The organism is Sphingobacterium sp. FBM7-1, assembly GCF_020687765.1.
GTDB lineage: Bacteria > Bacteroidota > Bacteroidia > Sphingobacteriales > Sphingobacteriaceae > Sphingobacterium.
The window spans coordinates 165,251-190,430 of sequence record NZ_JAJEWJ010000008.1; the positions used below are offsets into that span (position 1 = coordinate 165,251).

Sequence of the window (25,180 nt, forward strand, 5' to 3'; positions counted from 1 at the left end):
TAAAATTATGAACCGCGTAATAAAGTTATGTACGATGCTCATTGCTTGGGCTAGCGTATGGATAGCGTCTTGTACGCCTGATGATTTTGATTTGGGAGCTTTGGATGTTAATCCCGGAGATCTTGTAGAAGGGATTGCGTTCAAAATAGAGCACGACCCACAAAATCCTAATATTGTTTACTTAACGAGTCTGATGGACAGTCGTTATACACCCTTATGGGATCATCCGCAAGGGCGTAGTCAAGCGCATAAAGTGACATTGAAAATCCCCTTTGAAGGTACTTACCAAGTCAAGTTTGGGGTGCAAACTAGAGGTGGTATGGTATTCGGAGAACCGGCGACATTCACCATCGATGATTTCTATGCAGGCTTCGTTGACCATGAATTGTGGACGCTCTTGTCTGGAGGGGTGGGCCAAGAAAAAACATGGTATCTTGATCTGGATGCAGAAGAACTAAGTAGATATTTCTTAGGGCCACTTTATTTTTACGGTACGGATGATAGTTGGGAGACTGTTACGGAAGGGAAGACGGTAGAGGGGGATTCCTGGAATTGGAAGCCTGATTATAAAGGTAATACTTGGTTGATGGATGCCGGAGATTACGGCTCCATGACGTTCTCGCTTAAAGACGGGGCTAAAGTAAGTGTAGATCACAAAATGATTTCAGGACGCGGCGTGGAAGATGGGATGTTCATGATTGATACGGATAACCATACCATGCGGATGCTCGATGCTGCACCATTACATGATGCCGGACGTGATGGCCAAGTGGTTGATTGGGGGAATATTAAAATTATGTCCTTAACGGAGGACTACATGCAGCTTGCTGTCTTGCGTGATGAAGCTTTGTCTGGAGAAGGCCCTGCCTTATTAGTCTATAATTTTATTTCCAAAGACTATAAAGATAATTGGGTGCCAGGAGATCAACCGGATCCGGAACCGCCTTACGAGGGCAATGCCAACGATGATCTAACAACATCGACTACAACGAGTAAAAAATGGGCGTTATCATTGAATACGCCTTACAATTGGACAACACTTGCCGGAGAATTTTTAAACAATTGGTCTGATCCTTCGGGCTATCTGTCGACGGATTGGGCTTCGTACGATGCGACCTTGATTCGAAATATTTCGCTGACACTGGATAAGACTGGAGCGAACGCCGGTAATTATGTGTTTACGGATGGTTCCAACACCCGAATTACAGGATCCTATAGTACCGATGAGCATAATAATATCGTGTTTGACAAAATGATTTCATTCGCCATATCAGGCTCGATAATGCTCTCAACCAACGATGACCATATGTTGCGTATTATTGATGTTGAACGTGATGCTGCTGGTACGATATCCGGACTTTGGTTGGGGAAAAGAGATGCAGATAAGCCAGAATATCAAGTATACAAGTTCGAGCCGGTAGCTGGCGGTACGACAGCCGATCCGATGGCTCCTTGGAAAAGTGCGTTGGTAGGGAAAACTTTTACGCCAAACGTGAACTATTTTGCCGATTGGGTCACCGCATCTTGGTCTGGCGGATGGACGAGCAATCTCTTCCCAAATGATTTTTCGACACAAGATTGGCTTTGGACACAATCCATATACGATGCCTGTATGGCCTCGTCGATCTCCTATTATTTGGATGGCGATGTGCTGAAGGCGAACGCCGTGGATAACGGCGTTGCGAAGAACGGTATAGTGGTTACTATTGATCCTGATACACGTACAATCACTTATTCTGAAGCCCCTTTCACCTTTAGCTTTGTATATACGGATAACGGAGATGGAAAAGGACCTTGGCTCTTCGGTTCGTTTGATGGAGCCAACTTGAATAACATAAGTACGAAGGGGATGTATTTGGGATTCGTCTCTAAACCTGGAGAAATAACCATGAACCATATGATCTTGAAACCGTAAAAAGATGAACATGAGGAAAATGCGTTACTTCGTGGTTGTATGGGGAATAATAATATCCTTTATACCTTCTTGTTCGAAGGAACACGAATCCGTTACACCAGAACTGACGGTTTCGACGGAAAATATATCCCTAGCAAATGCGGGAGGTACCAAAGCATTCCATGTGAAGGCTAATGTAAACTGGTCGGTATCCTCTTCGGAGAGTTGGTTGAGGCTAACGCCTTCTACAGGGGGCGCGGGCACACATAAAATAGAGGCAACTGCGACGGTAAATCCCCAGACGGCTGATCGTCAAGCTATTATTACGGTCACCGCGGATAACTTGACAAGACAGATAGTTGTTGTTCAGACGGCATCTGTATTGTTTTCGATTAGTCAAGACCAATACTTGGTGGAAAAGGGTGCGCAGGAATTGGTACTTACGCTGGAGAGCAATGTGGCCTATGTTGTTGATTTTGAAGGAGAATGGATGTCTAGAAAGTCGGATCCTATAGTTTCAGGAACTTCTTATCAGGAGGTTATTTCGATAAAGGAAAATGGAAATATCTTTGAGCGCACAGGAACCATTACACTCAGACAGGGTGATGAAACCTTACTTGTCATTGTCCAACAGAAGGCAAATCCGTTAACGGTTGCTCCGGTATCTACTGGCGTGTCTCTGAATGCAATTGCTTTAGCTGCGACGCTCCGTGTGGGGTGGAATCTGGGGAATGCATTGGAAGCTGCGGCAAGTCCTACCTCCGCCAGCGAAACCATGTGGGGAAATCCAAAGACGACCAAAGGTTTGATTGATGCGGTGAAAGCAGCGGGTTTCAATGCTGTGCGGATACCTTGTGCTTGGAGCGGCTACATTGAAGACCAGACTACTTACCGTATAAAAGATTCGTGGCTTGAACGAGTGAAAGAAGTTGTGGACTACTGTGTGGATAACGATATGTATGCCATTATTAATATACATTGGGACGGCGGATGGTTAGAGGAACATCCATTATATAGTCATCAGGAAGAAGTCGGGGAGAAACAAAAAGCGCTTTGGGAACAGATCGCAGTATACTTTAGGGAATACGATGAGCATCTTTTATTTGCAGGTACGAATGAGGTACATGCCGATTACAATACACCTACGGCAGAACACATTGAGGTCCAGCAATCCTTTAATCAGACCTTTGTAGATGCGGTGCGTTCTACCGGGGGGCGCAATGCGTATAGAAATCTGATTGTACAATCTTATAATACAAATATCAACTTTGCCATTGACTATCTGGATATGCCGACCGATGTCAGAACAAACCGTTTGATGGCAGAAGTGCATTTTTATGATCCCTATGAATTTGCGTTGGATCGTAGTAGTGACAAATACCTTTGGGGGTCGGAGTTTGCGGGTTCTCCCAATGTGGCCAATTGGGGGCAAGAGGATTGGGTAGATGCGCAGTTTGCAATGGTGAAAGCTCATTTTGTAGATCAAGGCATACCTGTTATCCTTGGAGAGTATAGCCCGACATATAGGGCGAACCTGTCTAATCAAACTGCTTTAGCCAATCATAAAAAAGCACGAGCCAATTATCTGAAGTACGTGACCAGATCGGCCAGAACAAACGAATTGATACCTTTCTATTGGGACAATGGCCATACCGGAGATGGTGGTTCAGGATTATTTAATAGGAGTAACGGACAGGTCGTGCATCAGGACGCATTGGATGCGATTATGGAGGGTATTAACTAACTCTCGCGCGGCAACACTAGATCGTACGATTATTTTAAATTAGGATTTCTATTATGACAAAAAGCATTATCCCAAATATATTAATGGTAATCTTTTCGTTGATAATCACGCATATATCGGCGCAAAGTGGTTTCCAAAATCCAATTATCAGAGGATTTAACCCAGATCCCAGTATATGCCGGGTCGGCGAGGATTACTACCTGGTAACTTCTTCCTTCGAATATTTTCCAGGATTGCCTATATATCACAGCAAAGACTTGGTCAATTGGCGGCATGTTGGGCATTGCCTTACACGGGATTCCCAACTTTCTTTACAGACGGCGACAGCATCGGGAGGGTTATATGCTCCCTCGCTGCGCTATTATGATGGTCTCTTCTATGTGATATGTACCAATGTGTCCGATCGGGGCAATTTCTATTGTACGGCAGAGAATCCTACTGGACCATGGAGTGATCCCATTTGGGTCGATATTAAAAGTATAGATCCCGATATTTTTTGGGACGATGATGGTAAAACGTATTTTGTCACACAGGGCGATGAAGGAATACGGATTACCGAGATCGATCTCAAAACAGGCCAAAAGCTCTCTCCTGAGAGACTGGTGTGGGGAGGCACGGGCGGACGATTCCCAGAAGCTCCACATGTTTATAAAAAGGATGGCTACTATTACTTGTTAATTGGAGAGGGAGGGACTGAATATATGCATAGCGCAACTATCGGACGGAGCAAAAATCTCTTCGGTCCGTATGAAAATTGTCCGCTGAATCCCATTTTGACACATGCCAATCGTATGGGACAGGGAAACCCTATTCAAGGGATAGGACATGCCGATTTTGTACAAGCTACTGATGGATCTTGGTGGACTGTGTTTTTGGGATTCCGTGTGACACAGATGTATACGTATTATCATATTTTGGGGAGAGAGACTTTTTTGGCCCCAGTGGATTGGCCGGAAGGGGGATGGCCGCAGGTCAATGGTAATGGTATTGTGTATCTGGATATGAAAGTGCCCACTTTGCCGCTTCAGCCGTTTGCCGAACCTACGACCCGCACGGATTTTGACTCTGACATGCTCGGATTTGAATGGCAATTTTTGCGAAATCCTATTCGTGAAAATTACTCACTTCATGAACGTCCTGGATTTTTTCGGATAACTGCCTCGTCCAATACATTAGATGAAGCCGCACAAGTATCTATGATCTGTCGTAGACAGACCGAACATGAGTTTAGTGCTTCGACATCGTTGGAACTGGTATCGCAAACTGATGATGAGGAAGCTGGTGTGACTTTAATCCAGAATAACACACACCATTACGAGTTGTTGTTGAAAAGGGAAAAGAAGCATTATGTTGTTCAACTACGTGTATCGGTGGGTTCGTTGCGATACATTGCGGCTGAAAAAATGGTTCATGATAATAAAATAGTTTTACGGATAGAGGGGACACCGCTTTCGTATTCCTTTCACTATCAAATTCCAGGAGATACAAACTGGGAATCGTTAGGTTCTCTAGACACTCGATACCTCAGTACGGAGGTAGCTGGTGGATTTACGGGTATCATGATTGGGTTGTACAGCTCGTCCAATGGTAAGCCGACTCGTGCTAAAGCATTTTTTGATTGGTTTGATTACACCGTAGGCATATAATTATGCCCGCGGTTTATAAAAAGATTAAATGTATACATATAAAGGGTTTAGAATCGTACGTACAAGACTATGGCCTAAGGAAATTACGACTTGTGCATTTGTGTTGGTGATGACGGGAATAATGGGGATAGGGACAGCGCTAGGCCAGAGCCGAAAGATTGTTGATTTCAATATGGGTTGGTTTTTTCGTCTGGATTCCGTCTCTGATTACCGGGACAGTCGTGTTGATTATCAGGACTGGCGCCAATTGGACTTACCGCATGACTGGAGTATTGAGTTACCTTTCGATAGTTTAAGTGCTGGAAGTAGCGGCACAGGATATTTATCAGGGGGTGTGGGCTGGTATAAGAAATCGTTTACGCTTTCCGAAGAAGAAAGTTCGAAACGTGTTTATATCGAGTTTGGGGCGATATACGAAAATAGTGAAGTTTGGATCAATAATACTTATCTAGGACATAGACCGAATGGTTATGTACCCATCGTTTATGACTTGACGGACCATATAAATAAGAAAGGAGATCCGAATATCATTACCGTCAAGGTAAATAACAGCAAACAGCCTAATTCGAGATTTTATGCAGGCTCGGGGATCTATAGAGATGTCAAGCTGTTCTTCACATCTGATGTAGCGATCGCTTATAACGGTACCTTTATCATAACGCCTGTCATTAACGAGCGGCAGGCGCAGATTAAGACACAATTGGAGATTGTTAATCATTCCGCGCACCGACAAAATGGGATCACGGTAGAAACACAAGTGTACGATCCTCAAGGTAAGGTAGTCTCACAAGGGCAGATAGGAAGGTTACGTATTGACGGGGAGGGAAACCAATTCGTGGAGCAAAACTTAACGATAACGCACCCCCTGCTCTGGTCTCCGGATACCCCTCATCTTTATCGCGCAGTGACTATCATATGGGAGGGAAAGCAGGAATTAGACCGGTATACTACTGTATTTGGCATACGATCTTTTCATTTTGATGCTGCACAGGGATTCTTTTTAAACGGGCAGCCGTTGAAGATCAGAGGCGTTTGCCTGCACAGCGATCTTGGCGCATTGGGGATGGCGTTCAATCGATCTGCTGCGAGGAGACAATTGCAAATGATGAAGGATATGGGTGTAAATGGTATCCGGACTTCGCATAATCCAGTGGCATCTGAATTTCTTGATCTATGTGACGAAATGGGATTTATCGTAATGAACGAAACGTTTGATGTATGGAAACACCCTAAAAATACGTTTGATTATCACCTGTATTGGGACGAATGGTATAAGCGTGACTTTGCGGATCATATTAAGCGTGATCGGAATCATCCATCGTTGTTTATTTGGTGTCTGGGCAACGAAGCGCAAGAGCAATGGCATGATCCGGAATTGGGTGCAGCGATACCTGCGCGATTGGCGGCTATTGTGGACAGCTTGGATGGCACTCGACCTACCACCATCGCGAATAATGAAATGTCCAAAGACAATCCCGTGTTAATGAGTCCGGCTGTTGATATTGTTGGCTATAATTATAACCATCAAAAATGGGCGAGCTTTCCTGAAGACCATCCGACCGGTAAATTTATCGTCACGGAAGGAACTTCCGCATTGGCTAGTCGCGGACAGTACGATGCCGTGCCGGTGGATTCTGTACGAATGTGGCCGTTACATTGGGACATTCCGTTTGATGGGGGAAACGTAGATAAAAGCATCTCCTCATACGATCATGTGCATACGCCATGGGGATCCTCACATGAGGAGAGTTTACGGTTGCTCGAGACTTACCCGCACGTTTCGGGTATGTATGTGTGGACAGGGTTTGACTATCTGGGAGAACCTACACCCTATACTTGGCCGGCACGAAGCTCTTACTTTGGTATAGTTGATCTGGCCGGGTTTCCGAAAGACGTTTATTATCTTTATCAGAGTGCATGGAGCGAAACCCCGGTACTGCACATATTGCCTCACTGGAACTGGCAAGATGGCGATACGATAGATGTGGTTGTTTATTATAACCAAGCGGATGAAGTGGAGCTGTTTGTAAACGATGTGTCGAAAGGCCGGAAAGCAAAAGAAAAAGATAAGCTCCACGTCAGTTGGGCGGTACCCTATGAGGCCGGAAGCCTTACAGTTCTTGCTTATCAAGATGGGCTAGAAGTGAGACGTAAGACTCGTCAGACAACGGGAGAAGCTGTAAGTCTTGTCATAAAAAGTAAACAAGATACCTTAAACACAGCACGCGAAGAGTTGGCCTTTCTTGAAGTTGTAGCGGTGGATACGGACGGAAATGAGCTGCCTGATTTCAATGCGTGGATCAATGTGGAAATACAAGGTGGAGGAACTGTTGTAGCTACGGATAATGGTAATCCGACAGATTTAACATCTTTTCAATCCTTGACACGAAAAGCATACAATGGAAAGTTACTCATTGTAGTTAAAGGGTATATAGCTAATGGAGAGGTAACTGTCTCGGCTCACTCCGATGGACTGAAGAGCGGAATTCGAAAATTAATTGTGGAGTAAAATGGAAGCGTAAGCTCAGATCAATTTACTGGAGCTTACGCTTTTACATTTTTTATTTTGCTTCCTCGAGCACTTGCGTATTCAATTTTATATATTCCTCATTATTGGCAGCTTTCGCCATCGCAATGCCCTCTGTTGCGGTTTTGATTGCTCCTGCTTTGTCGCCAGCTTTTAATTGGATTCTGGCTCTCCAATATTTAATATGCGGCGCTTTTGTGTTTCCTTTATCGGCCTCATTTGCCCATTCAACAGCTTTATTAATGTCCAAATCGTTGTTATAATAGTACTGTGCCGCCTGGAAGTAAGGTTTCTTCTCGCTTTTCATGGCTTCGTCTATGCTGGCCATTATTTCTTGCGATTGGTTCACAACAATAGGGAAGGAAACTTTTGTGTTTTCCCAAGCTAAGGTTAAATCAGCGCCAGTCTGTTTTACATTTTCAAAGGCGATGGTAAAGGTTTCTACTTTGTCTGAAAGTTGTTTTGACTTCGCTTGAAAACGTAGGAAATCTTCACTTTGATTGTACTGGTAAGCTCCCCATTGTTCTACATTCTTGCTAAGGATGACGGTCCAATCACCTTTGGTTGGGATGGTAAAGAGACCATATGTACCAGCAGGAACTTTATGGCCTGCTAAGATCACGTCTTCTTCAAAGGTTATCGCAGGTATGCTGTTCGCCCCTGTCCGCCAAACTTGATCGAAAGGTACTAAACCTCCAAATATGGTACGGTTGTTAACATTTGGACGCTGGTAAACAAGCTTGACTTTTTTAATGCCGATACCTTGTTCGATCGTGGTGCTGCTGCTCGCTGGGGGAAACGCTGTTTGCGCGTGTGACTCTTGGGTAAAAAAGAAAAGGCAGCCCGCGAATACTAAGGATAAGATTGTTGTTTTCATGTATAAGTTGTTTATTTTTCTATGCTAAAATAAGATTTATTATTTTTTTTTCCCACTTTGTGGCCGGCGATACCGTAATAAAGGATAAATAAATAACAGGGTAAGGCGATCCAGTACGCGGCATGAGAGCCGATCATATGAGCGATTTGTCCGTAAATAAGAGGTATAACGGCGCCGCCTGCAATACCCATCACCAATAAGCCGGAAGCGGCATTGGTAAATCTACCCACTCCTTTTAGCGCCAAGGGCCAAAGAGCTGGCCACACCAGTGAATTCGCTAAACCGAGCAACGCAACAAAGGTGAGCGAAACCATACCTTCTGTAAAAACAATGCCTAGCGTGAAAAGGATACCTAGGCTAGCACATGCTTTCAGGGCGGTCTCTTGAGTGAAATATTTTGGGATGGCAACGATTCCGATGAGGTATCCAAATACCATAGCAGCCATAGTATAGCCTGTAAACACGGTCGCTTTGTCTAGGGTGACACCTTGAGAAACCCCATAAGCAATAATCGTATCGCCCGCGAGAACCTCAACGCCAACATACAAGAATAAAGCGATGAAGCCTAATATGACATGGGGAAAATCCCAAATGCCTTTTTTGTCTTCGGATACCATATGGTCGTCGGCAGTTTTCTCTTCGTCTCCTTTTACTTCGGGTAAATTTGTATATGAAATCCAAACTGCAAGCAGTAGCAAAACGACGACGATACCGATGTAGGGTTGGACTACTTGTAGAGCGACTTGATCTAATGCTGCCGAATACTGATCTGCAGGCATCGATTCTACTTGTTTGGCAATTTTATCGGCTTCACTAAGGTTTAGGAATAATCCTAAAAGTACGGGCGCAATCGCGCCTGCTACTTTGTTACAGATTCCCATAATACTTATTCGTCTTGCGGCTGTTTCGACCGGCCCGATAATCGTTATATAGGGATTAGAGGCTGTTTGCAAAATAGCTAAACCTCCGCCCATCGTAAACAAACCGAGTAAAAAGATGAGGTATGTTCGTGTATAAGCTGCGGGGATAAATAGTAAAGCACCAATTGCCATCACAGTTAGTGAGATCGCCATGCCTTTCTTAAACCCGTATCGGTTTAACACCCACGTGGAAACCGGCGCCATGACTAAATAGGCAATATAAAATGCAAAAGTTACAAAATAAGATTGTACCTCCGTGAGTTCGCAGGCAATTCTAAGATAGGGAATCAATAAAGAGTTTAACCAGGTTGCAAAGCCGAAAATAAAGAATAAGGAAGCAATAATAATCATAGGCCCCAGAGATGACTGGCTAGCTTGTTGTGGTGAGGTTTTTGAATCCATTTTTGAAATATTAGATTTAAGTATGATTATCGATACCGAAACACAAGGCTAATAAAATATATTGATAATTAGAATAGATAGGAGTCAATGGCGGGATTTTTTTAATTTTCGGATAGGTGAGCGATCAATCCGGAATGTCCATGCTAATTCGTTAAAAAAATAGAGAGACTTCATTGGGGGTGAAGTCTCTCTAAAACCTAAACCGTATCATAAAACCATATTGAATGGTATTCATCTATAGTACAATTGAGATGGTGATATAGTTTTTATTTTTTTACTTTTTTTTTAAAAAAAAGTAATATTTGTCTGGTTTACTTCTGTTTTGGACACCTCTAGTTTGTTTTATTAATCTAAACCTTCGATGTTGTCATTATTGAGATAGCGTTCTTTTAATATAATACGGTGGTGCGCCAAATGGCCCGCAATTACATAAAGAAATGCTTTAACAGTGATGAGCCTGCCGGATGCCATACCTTTTCTTTCTAATTCCGTTTCGTTGAATGTCTTGAATAACACAAGGTTCGCTTTCCGTAGATGGATAAACTCATTTTCTATACTCTCCAACGAACGTTCATTGTGTCGTCCGTTCTGTACGAATTCGTCTTGTTCAAAAGGTGCTAGTTCTGTCATGTCGTTTCGAGCGAACCGTAGCGCGCGGTAAGCCATTACCCGCTCGGTGTCTAAGATGTGACATAGAACTTCTTTTACGGTCCACTTTCCTTCAGCGTAGGTGTAATCACCCAAATGTTCAGGAATATTTCGAATAAATGCAGGGAGAGTTTCAATTTGTTCGTGGAGCTCTTCCATAACGGAGCCAACAACATTGGCTATATATTCGTTATAGATTGCAGGATATTCATCAGACTTGAGTGGGTTCATAACGTAAATTACTTTTAAGTATAATCCTAAATGTTGTTCCTTTTTCTAGTTCAGATTCTTTAACAAAGATTTGGCCTTGATGATAATCGACCATGCGTTTTGTCAAACTGAGTCCTAACCCCCAGCCACGTTTACGTGTTGTAAAACCAGGTTGGAAAATCGCATCGAAATTTGACTTTGGAATGCCTTTTCCTGTATCGCTAATGTCTATAAAAATTTCCTCTTTTGCAATGTTGTCGATGATGTTAATGGTTATTTTGCCTTCAGATTCGATCGCGTTGACGGCGTTTTTTAACAAATTTTCAATAATCCAATCGAATAAGGGAATATTTAACTTTGCTTCCACAATTTTATCTCCAGTGATTTCGAACGTGATTTTTTCGCTGGTTCTTACTTTAAAATATTGAACAAAATCTTGGACAACTGGGTAGACAACGTGGCTGCTTAAGGAAGGAATAGAGCCTATTTTTGAAAAGCGATCGGCTACCACTTCTAGGCGCTTTACATCTCTTTCCATTTCGTTTAAGGCACTGTCATCTTCAGCATGGAATTTAATGCGGACTAACTCTAGCCATCCCATCAAAGAGGAAATGGGGGTGCCGAGTTGATGGGCTGCTTCTTTTGCCATCCCTACCCAAACTAAATTTTGTTCAGACTTTTTTATAGAATTAAAAACGGTGTACGCGATGATAAGAAAGATAGCTATCAGAGAGAGTTGGAGATAAGGGAATATGCGTAATTGACGCAGTGCCAGAGAATCTAAGTAAAATACAGACCAGGTTTCTCCTGTATCTAAAGGAAGTGCAATGGGAGCACGATTACGCTTCATCTTGGCCAACTGTTTTTCAAAGTATATGGGGTCGTATTCTAGATTACTACCGGCTGAATCTTGCTCTTGAATATTAGTTTTATGAGGGTCAAGACCCCGCCAAAAAATGATGTTACCATCGCTATCAGTGATGATGGCAGGGATAGCCAGACTATCGCGTACAGCGTACACATAGCTGATGAATTGATCATCCACGTCAGGCATGGTCATAATGCTACGCGTACTCATCGCCCAAACTTCCGCTTTGGCACGCTCCGAGCGAGAAAGACTTTTTACCAGATAATTGGTGTAAAAAAGCGATGCAGCAGCGATGAATGCTGCGAATAGGAAAAGGAAGAATTTCCAACGCTGTTTGTTATTGTACTGATAAAGTTTGTTCTGATCCATATATAATACTGTGCAAAATAGGGATTTTTTGCCATTCCTAAAATGTGTAATTTTGTCGATATGAGTTCGCAACGAAAAGTTAGAGTGCGCTTTGCGCCAAGCCCGACGGGCGGTTTACATTTGGGTGGTGTACGCACCGCATTGTTCAATTATCTGTATGCTCGGCATCATGGAGGGGAATTTATTTTAAGAATTGAAGATACAGACCAGACGCGATTTGTGCCGGGGGCTGAAGAATATATTAATGAATGTTTGAATTGGTGTGGGTTGACGCCTGATGAAAGTCCTAATAACCCCGGTGGGTTTGGACCTTATCGGCAGAGTGAAAGAAAGACTTCATATCGTCAGTATGCGGAACAATTGGTAAATGATGGCTTTGCGTATTATGCGTTTGATACGGCAGAAGAGTTGGAAGAACATCGTAAGGAAGAACCTAACTTCCGATATTCGCACGAAAATCGACTGAAACTACGTAATTCACTAAGTTTAGCGAAGGAGGATACGAAGAAACTATTAGCTGATGGGCATCCACATACCATTCGTATCAAAATGCCGGCGGATGATACGGTTGCTTTTGATGATATGATCCGCGGTCGTGTTGCCTTTGAGACGGGTCTTGTAGACGATAAGGTATTGTTAAAAGCTGACGGTATGCCAACTTATCATTTGGCGGTGGTCGTAGATGATATGGCTATGGAGATTTCGCATGTTTTTCGGGGAGAGGAGTGGTTACCTTCGGCGCCCGTGCATATTTTACTCTGGGAGCGCTTGGGCTGGAAGGAGAAGATGCCGCAGTGGGCGCATTTGCCGTTAATTTTGAAACCGGATGGAAATGGTAAGCTTAGTAAACGGGATGGAGACCGCTTAGGCTTTCCGGTATATGCAATGAATTGGACGGATGCTAAAACAGGCGTGGAGACAAAGGGTTTTCGAGAAATGGGGTTCTTGTCTGAGGCATTCATCAATATGTTGGCGGTTTTGGGTTGGAATGACGGTACGGAGCAAGAAATTTTTAATATCGAAGAGCTTGTCTCGAAATTTTCGGTCGATCGGATAGGAAAAGCAGGAGCGAAATTTGATTTTGAGAAAGCGAAGTGGTTTAATCATGAATGGATTAAGAAAACAGACAACTCGGAGATTTTACCACAAATAGAGGAGATATTAAATCAGCAGGGAGTCTCATCGCAGTCGTTGGATTATGTTTCCGGCGTATTAGCCCTGGTTAAGGAGCGGATGATTTTTATCAAAGATTTTTGGGAGCAGGCTTCTTTTTTCTTTACTGTGCCGGAAAGCTACGACGTGGAGGCCGTTAAGCCAAAGTGGAATGAAAATAAAACCACATTCTTTAAAAATATAGCATCCGAATTTAGGACGATGGAGGAGTGGATAGCATCTGATCTAGAGCTTTTTTTTAAAGGAAAGATTGCGGAATCAGGCATGAAGATCGGTGAGTTGATGATGCCGTTTCGGATAATGTTGGTGGGTGGTAAATTCGGTCCGGATGTATTCGAGATTGCGGAAGTTTTAGGTAAAGATGAGGTATGTGTGCGAATCGAAAGTGCTTTGCCGTATTTCACGCAGTGATTGAGAAATTAAGCACATAAAAAAAGGGAGCAGGGCTCCCTTTTTTTATGTGCTTGTTAAGGAAGTTTAACGAACAGGGATAAATTCGAACGTACTATCAAAGTATCTGCTTCCATTTAAACCTGTGGTAATGTAGCCTTTTCCGTTTAGCGAGAATCCAACAGATTTTTCCCGAGGATCTGAGGACAGTGCTTCGTGTTTATCTGTCCAAGAGTCTGTTGCAGGGTCATATTTCCAAACGGTACTGGTAACCGTACTCGCATTTCTTCCGCTTATTACGTAGCCATAATTGCCGATAGAAAAGGCGCTGGCTGCATATTTTCTAGCATCGTAAGTATAGTTGTCATCACTACGATTTAAATCGTTTAATGGTTCCCATTCGCTGCCATCAAAAGAATAGAAGTCTTCCGGTAAAGCATTTGTGCCACCGTCTTGGCCACCCCCTACATAAGCTTTATCACCAATGACAAAAGCAAAGGCATAGGCTTTCTTATATTTAAAAGGAGATGAAATAGGTGTCCAAGTGTCGTTGGATGGATTGTATCTGTAGAAATTACTATAGTCAGTCGATCCTTGTTTTGCACGGCCTAAGCCCACATATGCATAGTTTCCAAGTGTAAAGGCTACCGCACCATAACGTGCGTCACCAGGGAAAGGGGCTATTTCTTCCCATTCGTTGGTTGCTGGATCATAGCTGTAGAAATCGTTGAAATCTTCACTAACGCCGTTAACGAGGCTGTGTCCTGTACCTACGTAGCCTTTGCCTCCTATAAAGAAACCTACCGCTTCATGACGGGGCTGACCTGGAAATTCCTTAATTGGCGCCCAAGTCGCACCATCAAATTTAAAAGCATCTGTGACGAATCCTGCTGAAGTATATCCACCTACAACATACGCGGCTGCACCCGATCCACTTGATGTAAAAGATGCGGCCCCGCTACGACGCTGACCGTCAAATACAACCGACCTTCTCCATTCTGTAGGGCCGGTATCACCGCTCTCACTCTCATTATCATCTTTCTTACACGAATTAAACGAGGCGAAAGCAATAGCGCAGGCAAAGAATAACAATAGCCAATTTTTCTTATTCATAAATTATCTAAATTTTGTGTACAATATATTCAATTTTATTTTTGGTTTTGCGTTTTCCGACGCAATGACTGCGGTGTTTAGTGAGCTAAATAAACTCGGGCTTGTGGCACTTAAATAGAAAGAACTGTCATCATAAATAGTTGATGATTTCATTTGTTGTAAAAATAGCATCAGATTAAAGGTGTAAGTAGCATTTTGGCCCATTTCTTTTCCTGCTATGAAGGGAACTTGTTGCAACTGCCCTTGTTGTCCATACGGACTCTGTAAGTATGACGTCGGAACTCCGTCTTGATCGGCTATGAAAAGCATCAAGTCGTTCGGTACGGGATAGATATCGCCTGCTATTGAAGATGTTTCGATGACCAATTCTGCTTTATTGATTGCGATATTTTCATTCTGTAAGAACTCTTTTAACGACGGGAAGGCGATTTTCGCTACAGTACCACTACCTGCTTGGACAAAAGTAAGTCCACCCGTTACTGAACTTGAAAGCGGGGTTGTTTCTGTCAACGTTTCAAAGGGTGTATCCGTTCTATCCGTAATAATATTATTGTATTGATAGGTCGGTTCGACTATGCTAAGCGTTTTGTAGTTAGCAAGACGATGTCCGTCTGTTCCAATATAGCTATAATTTATTCGAACCTCTAATGTGTCTTGGAAAGCGATAATAGCTGTATTATTTTCGTCGGGTACGAGCGCTAGTCCTTTAAAATATTCCTTGAAATTATCATTTGAAGACATTTGGAGATCGCCCGCTTTGATCTTGTTAAAGAAATCTTGTCCGATTTGATCTGCTAACCTAATATTCAAGCTATCGATTGCGTGCAAATGCGGCCGAAAAATAACGGACCCAATAGGTGCAGAGTCGTAACTAAATGTCTGATTGGAAAAAAGTGTTGCACCGGTAATATACACGGGTAGAGCTTGATTTGGAAAACGAGGTGTCGCGGTTTTGGTCGCCAAAGCCTGTGTTAATTCGTGAACGTTTATTTTTTGAAGTTCCGTTGTGTCTCCCACGGAATACGCATCATGAGAAGGACGTATTACTAGGCTTAAGGAATCGAAAGTAGCAGCTTCTGGAATATCATTGATTAAACTGGAAAATCCAACACGAAAATAAGCTGTCGATTGGATGGCTCCACCCGGAGGGATAACGGCTTTCCCCACAAGTAGAGTGCCTGTACTAGCTGTTGGAATGTCGGTAAGCTGGACCGTGGAAGTCTGGACAGTGAATGAGTCAACTAAAGTGACACCTACGTTGCTTGTTGCAGAATTATCGAGCATGACACTCATATCTTTGTCGCAAGCCGCTCCAATGATTAATGTGAAAAAAGATATGGCAAAAAAGTTAATACTTCTTCTTATAAATGGATTCATATTTGTTATTTGACCAGCAAAAGTAATGAAATAGGACTGTTAATCAGTGTTATATTTTGTTAAAATCAGTCCGTTTTATTGCTGCCGTGCAAAGCTACTAATATTATTGTGGTATGGAGAACGTTCGGGGAACTAATTACGGTTGTTATTTCGCCCCGTTAACAGAAATCAATTTAAGTTGACATTTAGAGGGTTTTCAGAAAGATTAGTCGCGCTGAAAAATAGTATCTTTGTTGAAAATAGTATTGTTTTACATGAAAGAGACGACATTGAGCCGTAAAGAGAAGATAATGAAAGTAGCGCTTTCTTTATTTGCAGAGAAGGGCTATGTGGATACGTCGACGAAGGAAATTGCTTTAGAAGCAGGGGTGTCTGAAGCGCTTATCTTTAAACATTTTGGCAATAAAGACTCCTTATTGGCTCATATTATTAAGTCGGGGTATAGAAGGGTCCTCTCCCATCACAGGGGAATGATGACTTACAAGAATCCTAAAGAGTTTTTGAAAAATATGATCTTTCTTCCGAACAAGTTGGTTTCCGATGAACCTCTTTTTTGGAAATTGCAAGAGCGATTATCTCATAATGATTTTTCGAAGCAACAACACGATCAGTTTATGAAACCTGTGCAGCCGGTTTTAGTTAAAGCTTTTTCTGAATTAGGATACGACAATCCCGAACTGGAAACGCAATGTTTATTGTTAATTATTGACATGCTTTGGAAAAAAGAAGCCAATGGAGATGTGGATAATGGGGTAGAACTCGCACAGTTGCTGGAAAAAAAGTATAAACTGTAATAAAACGTTGTACGTACGTGGATTATCGCACATTTGATGATTTGGAAAAAACAGTTTTTTTTGCGTAATTCGGAAGGAGCAAACTAGCAAGGATATGGTAAAACAATTCGCATCCCTAGTTTTTTTTTGTGTGGTTTTTGTATGCGGAGTATACGGACAAAAAAAAGCTGATTTCGTCCAATTTATAAATAGCCGTCATGCATGGGTGGATTCCATTTTTCAGCAACTGACACCTAAAGAGCGTATTGCCCAGCTTTTTTTAGTCCGTGCGCATACGAATCTAGGTCAGCGCTACATAGATTCTGTGGCTCAGGTGATACAAAAAGAACAATTGGGTGGCTTGGTAGTTTTCCAAGGAGGACCGCTACGACATGCGCAGATGTTTAATGCCTATCAACGATTGACGAAAGTCCCTTTGTTAGTGACGTTTGATGGTGAGTGGGGCTTAGGAATGCGACTCGTGGATTCTACGATTTCCTATCCTTATCAAATGACGTTAGGTGCTATACAGAATGAAATGCTTATTTATGAAATGGGACGCCAGGTAGCTCGCGATTTCCAACGCATGGGCATGCATTTTAATTTTGCGCCGGTAGTCGATATCAACAATAATCCTAAAAATCCTGTTATCAATTTTCGCTCGTTTGGGGATAACAAATATAATGTTACCCGGAAGGCGAAAGCGTATATGAAGGGCATGGTCGAAGGAGGGATTATTGCTTCTTTAAAACATTTTCCGGGGCATGGGGACACGGACATCGATTCGCATTACGATTTGCCACAACTGAAGTTTTCCAAAAATCGGTTAGACTGTCTGGAAATTTTTCCTTTTCGTGAACTTATCCGGGAGGGCGCGCCGGCAGTAATGGTAGCGCATATGAATATTCCGGCGTTGGATGCAAAGCCCAATATTCCTTCATCGATTTCCAGAAAGGTAGTAACAGATCTTCTCCGAAAAGACTTAGGCTTTAGCGGACTGACAGTTACAGATGCGATGGATATGAAAGGAGTTACAAAGTTTTTCCCCAATGGAGAGGCTGATGTGATGGCGATCGAGGCGGGACACGATTTATTAGAAATCTCGGAAAACAGCTCTCGTGCGATTGGTTTGGTGGAGGCAGCCGTAAAAAGCGGTCGTATAAAACAGGTAGAACTGGATCAGCGGGTAAAGCGGGTGCTTGCGGCAAAATACTGGTTAGGGTTAAATAATTATCGGCCTGTGAAGCTGACGAACTTGGTGAATGATTTAAATGTGCCGGCAGCAAAATCATTGGTGCAACGGTTGGCAGATGCTGCTGTTACGGTGCTTAAATCAGATAAACGTATTCAGACGTTTAACAAAAGAATAGAGACGGCGATAGTTTGTATAGGGGTGAATGAACCGCAGGATTTTGAAAAAGGGCTGTTTGTACAGGTATCTCATAAAAAGGAATTTTTTATAACGGGAAGGGAGACGGAGGAAGAGTTGAAAGATTTGTTAAAAGAAATCCGTCAGAGTCCTCAGATCGTCTTAGTCATACATGACAGTCGGGTGCGCCCGGCGAGCGAAGTTAAAATAAACGCACAGGTGCGTGAATTCATCGGCCGGTTAGCGGGCAAAAGAACGATCACGGTAATGTTCACTAACCCTTATGTGCTGGATAATCTACCTATCGAGCGAAGTAATAGTATTATTATGGCTTATCAAAATGATCATTTTATGCAAAAAGCTGCTTTGAAAGTTCTTCTAGGGCAAATTAAAGCAGCAGGTAAATTGCCCGTAACCGTTAACAAGCGGTTTGTATACGGTGATGGGGAGTAGGTATTCTCCATCACATATGTATATCAGCGGAAAGTGTTTGGATCTTAGTCGAAGTGCTTATATTTGCCTGCTATGAAATATTGTGCTTTAGCCTCGGGGAGTAATGGTAATTGTTATTACCTCGCGAATGGAGAAGATGCTGTTTTGATCGATGTGGGTATTAATGCTAAGCAAGTGGAGTTACGGATGACAAACCTAGGTATTGTTCCGTCAACGATTAAAGCAATATTTATAACGCATGAACATACTGACCATATCCGAGGGTTAGCTGTTTTTTGCAAACGTTATCAAGTCCCCGTATATATGACGGCTGGTTCCTATCATGGTTCGCGTTTGCAATTACCAGAATATTTATTACATATTATCAATTCAGATCAAATGGTGAAAATTGGCGCCTTGATGATTTGTGGTGTTCCCAAATATCATGACGCAGAAGATCCATGTAGCTTTGTTGTTTCAAATGGAGAGGTGAATGTGGCTGTGCTGACTGATATTGGGCGCGTTTGTGATAACGTGAAACGTGTAGTTAGTGAGGCTGATGTTCTTTTACTGGAAGCCAATTATGACGAAGAATTGTTGAATAGCGGCAGCTATCCCTACTTTTTAAAAAATAGGATACAGGACGGGTGGGGACACCTTGCTAATCATACGGCATTACAGACAGTTTTAACTTATCGTAAGCGTCGTCTGCGACATTTAATTTTAGGGCATCTTTCAGGACAAAATAATAGTGTAGAGTTAGTTTATCAAACTTTTGCTCCTCATTTTGGTGGAACTAAATTGTCTATTGCTACGCGCTTCCAAGAGACTGAACTGTTTGATAGCGGTGGTTTGCTGCCAATATTGGCGGAGAAACCGTCATTGCAACAGGTTTCTTTACAGACTTCCTTAGTTTTTCCCTCTATGTAAATGGAATGGGACTAATAGGGAGTTAAATAAAAAAGGTTTTCAAACGGGGAGAATGAAAACCTTTAGCTAACCAATTATAAACCTAAATTATGATGAGACAAATGTAAGGAGATGCCTCCTGTTTTCCAAATTATCAACTTCCTATAACATTTTTTTTACAAAAAGAAGGTCCTTTTGTCGGGGATGTGGAGGTTCGGCATACTTATTGTCTATTTAAGTCGGCCACTACTATTGAAATAGTAAGTGGGTTAAGAACCCAGATAACGTAACGAAAAGAGATGAATAAATTAATAGACAGATATAATCGACTTCCATTTGCGGCACGGACGTTTTGGCTTGTGGTTTTGTTTATGTTTATTTTGATTGTCGAGTTGTTGACGCTTCATCAGATAAGTTAACCTAGAGAAGCTTAAAAAAACGGATTGAGTTTAGGACGATAATGTAGCTAAAAAACTACAATTAGGTTTCGTGGGGGTAAAGTAAGAGTCGGGTTTAAGTCTGTTCAAAATTGAAATGATCGACGGTTATTGATTAAAAAGGGAATTAGTAAAAAATAATTTTATTATAATAGGCCTAGGGTATCCAAAAGAAGATGGATTTGAATTTACTGAGGAAGAAGTTGAGAAAAGATAATCCGCGATGGGTTATTTTATTGATTGATGTAATTATTGTATTTGGATGTTATGTAACATTCAATTTCATTTTGAATAGCTTCATGGGGGGCTTTGACATTGGATTGATGTTCAAGCAATGCATAATAGTTTTGCTTGTGTATTTAGGCGCTTTCCTCTTCATGAAAACCTATCGGGAAATTGTACGACATACTGGTCTTAGTGAGGCAATTCGTATTTTCAAGACGGTGTGGTTGGCATGCATGGTACTTTTCCTGATCACGCTGTTGGTTCGTTCTACAGAACTGAGAGATACGGTATGGGCCGAATACCTTCGTCTGTCGTATGCCGTTGTTTTTTCACATGGTTTTTTTACTATGGTGATGTTGGTTGCGGCGAGGGTTGTGTATAGGCAGATTTACGAGTTACTGTTTTTTACCAAGAGAAAAAGTAGGCATGTACTGATCTTTGGAGCGTCGAGGCCGGGTTTGGTTGCCTACGCTATGTTGCAGGACGATATTCGTTCAAAAAATAAAGTGGTCGCTTTTGTTGAGGATAATGCTAATAGAGTCGGAAAAAACTCTCGGGGAATACGAATTCTGCATATCAGCGATATCGATGAGAACTTTATACATAAAAATGATATAGACGAGGTGATCATTGCGGTGGAAAATGATGATCCCGAACGGCTTTCTCGAGTAACCGATCATTTTCATAATTTAAACATCGAACTCAAAATTATGCAACCGGGCCGGTCTCTTTTAAGTGGTGGCGGTAAACGGCAAATTCGTCAGTTACGAATTGAAGATCTTTTGGGTAGAAAACCAATTAAATTAGATAATCCGGTCGTAGAAAAAGAATTAGACGGACGTACAATACTTATCACAGGCGCTGCCGGCTCCATAGGAAGCGAACTTGCACGACAGATTGCGACATTGCCGTATAAAAGACTTGTGATGGTGGATCAAGCGGAATCTGCGTTATATGATGTGCAACAGACTATTCACACTTCAAATCCGGACGAAGCCGTTTTTATAGTAGGGGATGTGCGCGATCAAATCTTTATGCGTCGATTATTTGAGACTCATAGGCCGGATGTCGTCTTTCACGCAGCCGCTTATAAGCATGTACCATTAATGGAAGCTAATCCTTACGAATCGATTTGGACAAACGTATATGGTACTCGTATTGTGGCAGATTTGTCTATGGAATATGACGTTTATAAGTTCGTGATGATTTCGACAGATAAGGCTGTGAATCCAACGAATGTGATGGGGGCATCTAAACGGGCTGCAGAGATATATGTCAATTCTTGCAATGAGCAGAGTTCTACTAATTTTATTATCACGCGATTTGGGAACGTATTAGGATCTAATGGGTCGGTTATTCCACTTTTTGAAAAGCAGATTGCGAAAGGAGGGCCTTTAACATTAACTCACCCGGAGATTACGCGTTTCTTTATGACTATTCCCGAGGCCTGTCAGCTGGTTTTGGAAGCCGGAACGATGGGTAAAGGGGGGGAGATTTTTGTGTTTGATATGGGGAAATCGGTGAAGATTATTGATTTGGCCAAACGGATGATTAAATTAAAAGGATATCGGTATCCTCAAGATATTGATATTAAGGTTGTGGGTTTACGCCCAGGCGAAAAAATATATGAGGAACTCTTAGCTACTAATGAAAACACCCTCAAGACACATCATCCCAAAATTATGATAGCGAAAGTTTGTACAGAGGATTTGTTAATTAAAAGAGCGGAAATAAATCTATTGTGCAGCTTGGTTGAACGAGATGGAGAAGCCGCTGAATATGCCGATTTCGAAATTGTTCGTCAATTGAAATATATTGTTCCTGAATTCGTGTCTCAAAACTCGATTTACGATCAATTGGATAAAAACAAATCCGTATAGCTGGGGAGGGCGTTCGCTTAGACGAAGAAGTGTTACGTGTTTTGTCGAAAGAAAATGATGTATGTGCGTGTTTCTCTTAGGTTTTCAAATCACTCCGTATAAAGAAAGTTGGTAACGATACGTTGTGTGCAATAGTTTGGGCTAGGCTACGCGAAAACAGTTTCGTGAAAAAGCTTTTTCGGTTATAGGATACTAATAATAGATCAATTGCTGTTTTTTCGATCATCCAATCGATACATTTAGGAATGGGCATATTGTAATCCAACCTATAAACGGCATTTTTTTCACAATAATCAACGTTGTTAACGGCGAAACGCTGTGAAATTTGTTCTTTCCAGAATTCGATGTCTGACATGGCGGGAGATTCTTCTTTTTCTGTGACATGCAATAATGTGAGGTTTAGGGTAGCTTGTATGCGAGCGGTAAATGAATGGAGTAGTTGCGCTTCGCTCTCTTTGAAATTTGTTAGCATCCCAATCTTTTCCAGCTTGAAGTCGTGATATTCTTCCGGAATAGCTACAACGCCAATCGGACTTTTTTTAATTAGTTCAAACGTATTGGAGCCAATAGTTGCACTTTTAATGCGTCCGGCACCTTTTGTTCCCATAATCAAAAAATTATAATGATCTGTTCTCAACAAGTCTAATACTGTTTTACTAAGGTCGCCTAGCATACAGGCTGATGTAACTACCAATCCTGGGAATTTTGTTTGTAGGTCGGTTTCTAGTTGTTTCATTCGTTGTAGAGCAGTGTCTAAAACGGAAGCTCGTATCTCTTCCGTAAATCGAATCCCTGTTCGTGTGTTGCTAAACTCCTGATAGGTGTGGAGGATATGTAGTTTCCAGCTATGCTTTGTGGCTAGGTTTGCAGCATACACTGTTGCTGTCCAGGCGTTTTTCGAAAAGTCTGTAGGTACAAGAATGACGTTCTTCATAAAAGAAATGAAATTTATACATATAAAGGGTGCTTATCAAATATATCTTTTTTTTATGGCTTTACCAAGTGTGGTTAGGTCTTTCTGAGCTATGCTTTAATCGTTAAAAGATGTTAACATGATGCGTTTAACGAAATAAAATAGTTGATCCCGCGTTTAATAGATAACAATAGAGTAATTTTTTTCATAATTTAGGTTAATTAATAATTGGTTAGTAGAAAAATCTTGAAGTTCCCCGCTTCAGGATTTTTTTATATTAACTTTGTGCATGATATCCCAAAGCATAAATAATGGATTGTATTATTAATTATTTTTCGGAGTTAAATCCTGTGTTGGCGGCGCTATATGCCTCTACTTTTACGTGGTTAGTGACTGCACTGGGGGCAGCGTTCGTTTTTTTCTTCAGGACGCTGAACCGTAATTTTATGGACGCTATGTTGGGTTTCACAGGAGGGGTAATGGTGGCTGCAAGTATCTGGAGTCTATTAGTTCCTGCGATTGATATGAGTAATGGTGAGGGGTTTTCGCGCGTGTTGCCCGCGGTTGCTGGTTTTTTGATGGGTGCAGGAGTTCTTTTTGCATTAGACAAATTGTTGCCGCATTTTCACGTTAACTTTAAGCAAGTAGAGGGTGTGAAATCGCCGTGGCAAAAAACAACATTGTTAGGGTTGGCTATTACATTACATAATATTCCGGAGGGACTTGCGGTTGGTGTTTTATTTGGTGCAGTTGCTGCGGGAGTTCCAGAAGCGAGTATAGGTGGCGCTGTAGCGTTGGCTGTGGGGATTGGTCTTCAAAACTTTCCCGAAGGTATTGCGGTGGCGATGCCGTTGCGTCGTATGGGGATCTCAAGGCGGAAAAGTTTTTATTATGGACAATTGTCTGCTGTTGTGGAGCCCGTGTCTGCTGTATTAGGAGCAGTGGCAGTGGCATTCTTTACACCCTTGTTGCCTTATGCGTTGGCATTTGCTGCGGGGGCTATGATGTTTGTCGTTGTAGAGGAGGTGATCCCTGAAGCGCAACAGAATAAAGATTCGGATTGGGCGACTTTAGGTTTTATCGGGGGGTTTATTTTGATGATGTCATTGGATGTTGCTTTGGGTTAAGAGGTACAATGGAGAAATAAACTAAAAAATATGAGCGAGGAAATCGATGCGTTGTATAAGGTTATAAGGGGTTGTATAGTTTGTGAATCAGAGTTAGTAGCGGGGGTAAACCCTGTATTGACGATTGATGATCGTTCGAAGATATTAATTGTAGGACAGGCTCCGGGGCTTAAAGTGCATTTGTCTGGAATTCCTTGGGACGACCAAAGTGGAAAAGAGCTTAGAAGCTGGTTAGGCGTTACAGAGGAATTGTTTTATGAACCTAAAAACTTTTCGATTATGCCTATGGGTTTTTGCTATCCAGGGAAAGGTAAAAGCGGTGACTTGCCACCTCGGTCTGTTTGTGCTCCATTATGGCATGACTCAGTGCTTTCCCGTTTGTCGAACTTGCGGATGATTCTGCTCATCGGACAATATGCGCAATCTTATTATCTTCGGAAAGAAAGATATAGCACGTTGACTGAAACAGTAAGAAATTATGAAGGCTATTTGCCGACTTATTTTCCATTACCGCATCCTTCACCAAGAAACTTTATTTGGATGGCAAAGAATCCGTGGTTTAAACAAGAGACCCTTCCGGTATTGCAAAGATTAGTGAAACGGATATTACAAGAGGTATAAAAAAGAAGCCCGAAATCGGGCGACTGCGGGCTTCTAAACCAATTATTAACCTAAATTATGAATACATATTTGTATCAAAACTCGTGCCAAAAACTACGTTTCGCTGCTGGCTAATAACGGTAGTGTGAAATCAGTTTGGGAGATGGATTGTAATAACAGTTACTTGGTGTATATAATTAGTACTGGTTTATCCTAAACTTTAAATCAGGAGTGTGAGGGAAAATTTATTCCTCAATCCGTCAGTGTTTTAAGGGTTATTGGGGTGTAAATAGTGTATTTGTTCTTGGAGTGTGTTATAAAAGTTTCTACCTTTGCACCACTCCGCGAGGGAGGGAG

At 42.0% G+C, this 25,180-nt stretch carries 18 protein-coding genes; 11 read left to right on the forward strand and 7 right to left on the reverse strand.

All coding sequences use genetic code 11. The features are described 5' to 3' along the window. Positions 1-7 precede the first annotated feature (7 nt). The 4 genes from LKO28_RS13430 to LKO28_RS13445 are packed head-to-tail and all read left to right on the forward strand — an operon-like array spanning position 8 to position 7,793. Positions 8-1,915, forward strand: a complete 1,908-nt coding sequence (locus LKO28_RS13430; RefSeq protein ID WP_227695475.1) for a hypothetical protein — start codon at positions 8-10, stop codon at positions 1,913-1,915. Between the two features lie 4 nt (positions 1,916-1,919). Further along, the gene (locus LKO28_RS13435) at positions 1,920-3,638 is read left to right on the forward strand and encodes a cellulase family glycosylhydrolase (protein ID WP_227695476.1); all 1,719 of its coding nucleotides are present in this window, start codon (positions 1,920-1,922) and stop codon (positions 3,636-3,638) included. 53 nt (positions 3,639-3,691) lie between these two features. Then, on the forward strand, positions 3,692-5,284 hold the full coding sequence (locus tag LKO28_RS13440) for a glycoside hydrolase family 43 protein (RefSeq protein ID WP_227695477.1): 1,593 nt from the start codon (positions 3,692-3,694) through the stop codon (positions 5,282-5,284). Between the two features lie 28 nt (positions 5,285-5,312). After that, complete coding sequence (locus tag LKO28_RS13445) at positions 5,313-7,793, forward strand: glycoside hydrolase family 2 TIM barrel-domain containing protein (protein ID WP_227695478.1); 2,481 nt, start codon at positions 5,313-5,315, stop codon at positions 7,791-7,793. Between the two features lie 52 nt (positions 7,794-7,845). Here LKO28_RS13445 and LKO28_RS13450 read toward each other — a convergent pair whose 3' ends face one another. The 4 genes from LKO28_RS13450 to LKO28_RS13465 all read right to left on the reverse strand — a co-directional run bounded on the left by LKO28_RS13450 (position 7,846) and on the right by LKO28_RS13465 (position 12,105). Then, positions 7,846-8,688: a DUF2911 domain-containing protein gene (locus tag LKO28_RS13450; protein WP_227695479.1), complete on the reverse strand. Its 843-nt coding sequence runs from the start codon at positions 8,686-8,688 to the stop codon at positions 7,846-7,848. An 11-nt stretch (positions 8,689-8,699) separates the two neighbouring features. Beyond that, positions 8,700-10,010, reverse strand: coding sequence for a sugar MFS transporter (locus tag LKO28_RS13455; protein ID WP_227695480.1), 1,311 nt, complete (start codon positions 10,008-10,010; stop codon positions 8,700-8,702). Positions 10,011-10,355: 345 nt separating this feature from the next. After that, positions 10,356-10,889, reverse strand: a complete 534-nt coding sequence (locus LKO28_RS13460; RefSeq protein WP_227695481.1) for a DinB family protein — start codon at positions 10,887-10,889, stop codon at positions 10,356-10,358. Continuing rightward, positions 10,870-12,105, reverse strand: a complete 1,236-nt coding sequence (locus LKO28_RS13465; RefSeq protein ID WP_227695482.1) for a sensor histidine kinase — start codon at positions 12,103-12,105, stop codon at positions 10,870-10,872. Before LKO28_RS13465 ends, LKO28_RS13460 begins: the two co-directional genes overlap by 20 nt. A gap of 60 nt (positions 12,106-12,165) precedes the next feature. Between LKO28_RS13465 and gltX the strand changes: the two genes are divergently transcribed. Then, positions 12,166-13,689, forward strand: coding sequence for a glutamate--tRNA ligase (gene gltX, locus LKO28_RS13470; protein WP_227695484.1), 1,524 nt, complete (start codon positions 12,166-12,168; stop codon positions 13,687-13,689). A gap of 66 nt (positions 13,690-13,755) precedes the next feature. On the opposite strand, the gene LKO28_RS13475 is transcribed toward gltX, so the two are convergent. Together LKO28_RS13475 and LKO28_RS13480 are read right to left on the reverse strand one after the other, a co-directional pair. Then, positions 13,756-14,781, reverse strand: coding sequence for a Kelch repeat-containing protein (locus LKO28_RS13475; protein WP_227695486.1), 1,026 nt, complete (start codon positions 14,779-14,781; stop codon positions 13,756-13,758). Between the two features lie 3 nt (positions 14,782-14,784). Continuing rightward, on the reverse strand, positions 14,785-16,158 hold the full coding sequence (locus LKO28_RS13480; RefSeq protein ID WP_227695488.1) for a DUF4270 family protein: 1,374 nt from the start codon (positions 16,156-16,158) through the stop codon (positions 14,785-14,787). A 254-nt stretch (positions 16,159-16,412) separates the two neighbouring features. Here LKO28_RS13480 and LKO28_RS13485 point away from each other — a divergent pair, with 254 nt between their 5' ends. The 4 genes from LKO28_RS13485 to LKO28_RS13500 all read left to right on the forward strand — a co-directional run bounded on the left by LKO28_RS13485 (position 16,413) and on the right by LKO28_RS13500 (position 22,183). Further along, positions 16,413-16,952: a TetR/AcrR family transcriptional regulator gene (locus LKO28_RS13485; RefSeq protein WP_227695490.1), complete on the forward strand. Its 540-nt coding sequence runs from the start codon at positions 16,413-16,415 to the stop codon at positions 16,950-16,952. A gap of 94 nt (positions 16,953-17,046) precedes the next feature. After that, a complete protein-coding gene (locus tag LKO28_RS13490; protein ID WP_227695492.1) occupies positions 17,047-18,753 on the forward strand; it encodes a glycoside hydrolase family 3 protein in 1,707 nt (568 codons plus the stop codon). A gap of 72 nt (positions 18,754-18,825) precedes the next feature. Continuing rightward, a complete protein-coding gene (locus tag LKO28_RS13495; RefSeq protein WP_227695494.1) occupies positions 18,826-19,662 on the forward strand; it encodes an MBL fold metallo-hydrolase in 837 nt (278 codons plus the stop codon). A 793-nt stretch (positions 19,663-20,455) separates the two neighbouring features. Then, positions 20,456-22,183, forward strand: coding sequence for a polysaccharide biosynthesis protein (locus tag LKO28_RS13500; protein WP_227695495.1), 1,728 nt, complete (start codon positions 20,456-20,458; stop codon positions 22,181-22,183). A 76-nt stretch (positions 22,184-22,259) separates the two neighbouring features. Here the strand turns inward: LKO28_RS13500 and LKO28_RS13505 are convergent, their stop codons facing one another. After that, entirely contained in the window at positions 22,260-23,117 is an 858-nt protein-coding gene (locus LKO28_RS13505; RefSeq protein WP_227695496.1) for a universal stress protein, read from the reverse strand. 290 nt (positions 23,118-23,407) lie between these two features. Here LKO28_RS13505 and LKO28_RS13510 point away from each other — a divergent pair, with 290 nt between their 5' ends. Together LKO28_RS13510 and LKO28_RS13515 are read left to right on the forward strand one after the other, a co-directional pair. Continuing rightward, on the forward strand, positions 23,408-24,223 hold the full coding sequence (locus LKO28_RS13510) for a ZIP family metal transporter (protein WP_227695497.1): 816 nt from the start codon (positions 23,408-23,410) through the stop codon (positions 24,221-24,223). A 30-nt stretch (positions 24,224-24,253) separates the two neighbouring features. Continuing rightward, positions 24,254-24,844: a uracil-DNA glycosylase family protein gene (locus LKO28_RS13515; protein WP_227695498.1), complete on the forward strand. Its 591-nt coding sequence runs from the start codon at positions 24,254-24,256 to the stop codon at positions 24,842-24,844. The last annotated feature ends 336 nt before the right edge of the window (positions 24,845-25,180 follow it).

Coding starts and splice junctions, on each gene's coding strand:
- LKO28_RS13495 (WP_227695494.1), top strand. CDS start 18,826: ATGAAATATTGTGCTTTAGCCTCGGGGAGTAATGGTAATTGTTATTAC.
- LKO28_RS13475 (WP_227695486.1), bottom strand. CDS start 14,781: ATGAATAAGAAAAATTGGCTATTGTTATTCTTTGCCTGCGCTATTGCT.
- LKO28_RS13430 (WP_227695475.1), top strand. CDS start 8: ATGAACCGCGTAATAAAGTTATGTACGATGCTCATTGCTTGGGCTAGC.
- LKO28_RS13480 (WP_227695488.1), bottom strand. CDS start 16,158: ATGAATCCATTTATAAGAAGAAGTATTAACTTTTTTGCCATATCTTTT.
- LKO28_RS13465 (WP_227695482.1), bottom strand. CDS start 12,105: ATGGATCAGAACAAACTTTATCAGTACAATAACAAACAGCGTTGGAAA.
- LKO28_RS13450 (WP_227695479.1), bottom strand. CDS start 8,688: ATGAAAACAACAATCTTATCCTTAGTATTCGCGGGCTGCCTTTTCTTT.
- LKO28_RS13515 (WP_227695498.1), top strand. CDS start 24,254: ATGAGCGAGGAAATCGATGCGTTGTATAAGGTTATAAGGGGTTGTATA.
- LKO28_RS13490 (WP_227695492.1), top strand. CDS start 17,047: ATGGTAAAACAATTCGCATCCCTAGTTTTTTTTTGTGTGGTTTTTGTA.
- LKO28_RS13455 (WP_227695480.1), bottom strand. CDS start 10,010: ATGGATTCAAAAACCTCACCACAACAAGCTAGCCAGTCATCTCTGGGG.
- LKO28_RS13510 (WP_227695497.1), top strand. CDS start 23,408: ATGGATTGTATTATTAATTATTTTTCGGAGTTAAATCCTGTGTTGGCG.
- LKO28_RS13435 (WP_227695476.1), top strand. CDS start 1,920: ATGAACATGAGGAAAATGCGTTACTTCGTGGTTGTATGGGGAATAATA.
- LKO28_RS13445 (WP_227695478.1), top strand. CDS start 5,313: ATGTATACATATAAAGGGTTTAGAATCGTACGTACAAGACTATGGCCT.
- LKO28_RS13500 (WP_227695495.1), top strand. CDS start 20,456: ATGAAAACCTATCGGGAAATTGTACGACATACTGGTCTTAGTGAGGCA.
- LKO28_RS13505 (WP_227695496.1), bottom strand. CDS start 23,117: ATGAAGAACGTCATTCTTGTACCTACAGACTTTTCGAAAAACGCCTGG.
- LKO28_RS13485 (WP_227695490.1), top strand. CDS start 16,413: ATGAAAGAGACGACATTGAGCCGTAAAGAGAAGATAATGAAAGTAGCG.
- LKO28_RS13460 (WP_227695481.1), bottom strand. CDS start 10,889: ATGAACCCACTCAAGTCTGATGAATATCCTGCAATCTATAACGAATAT.
- gltX (WP_227695484.1), top strand. CDS start 12,166: ATGAGTTCGCAACGAAAAGTTAGAGTGCGCTTTGCGCCAAGCCCGACG.
- LKO28_RS13440 (WP_227695477.1), top strand. CDS start 3,692: ATGACAAAAAGCATTATCCCAAATATATTAATGGTAATCTTTTCGTTG.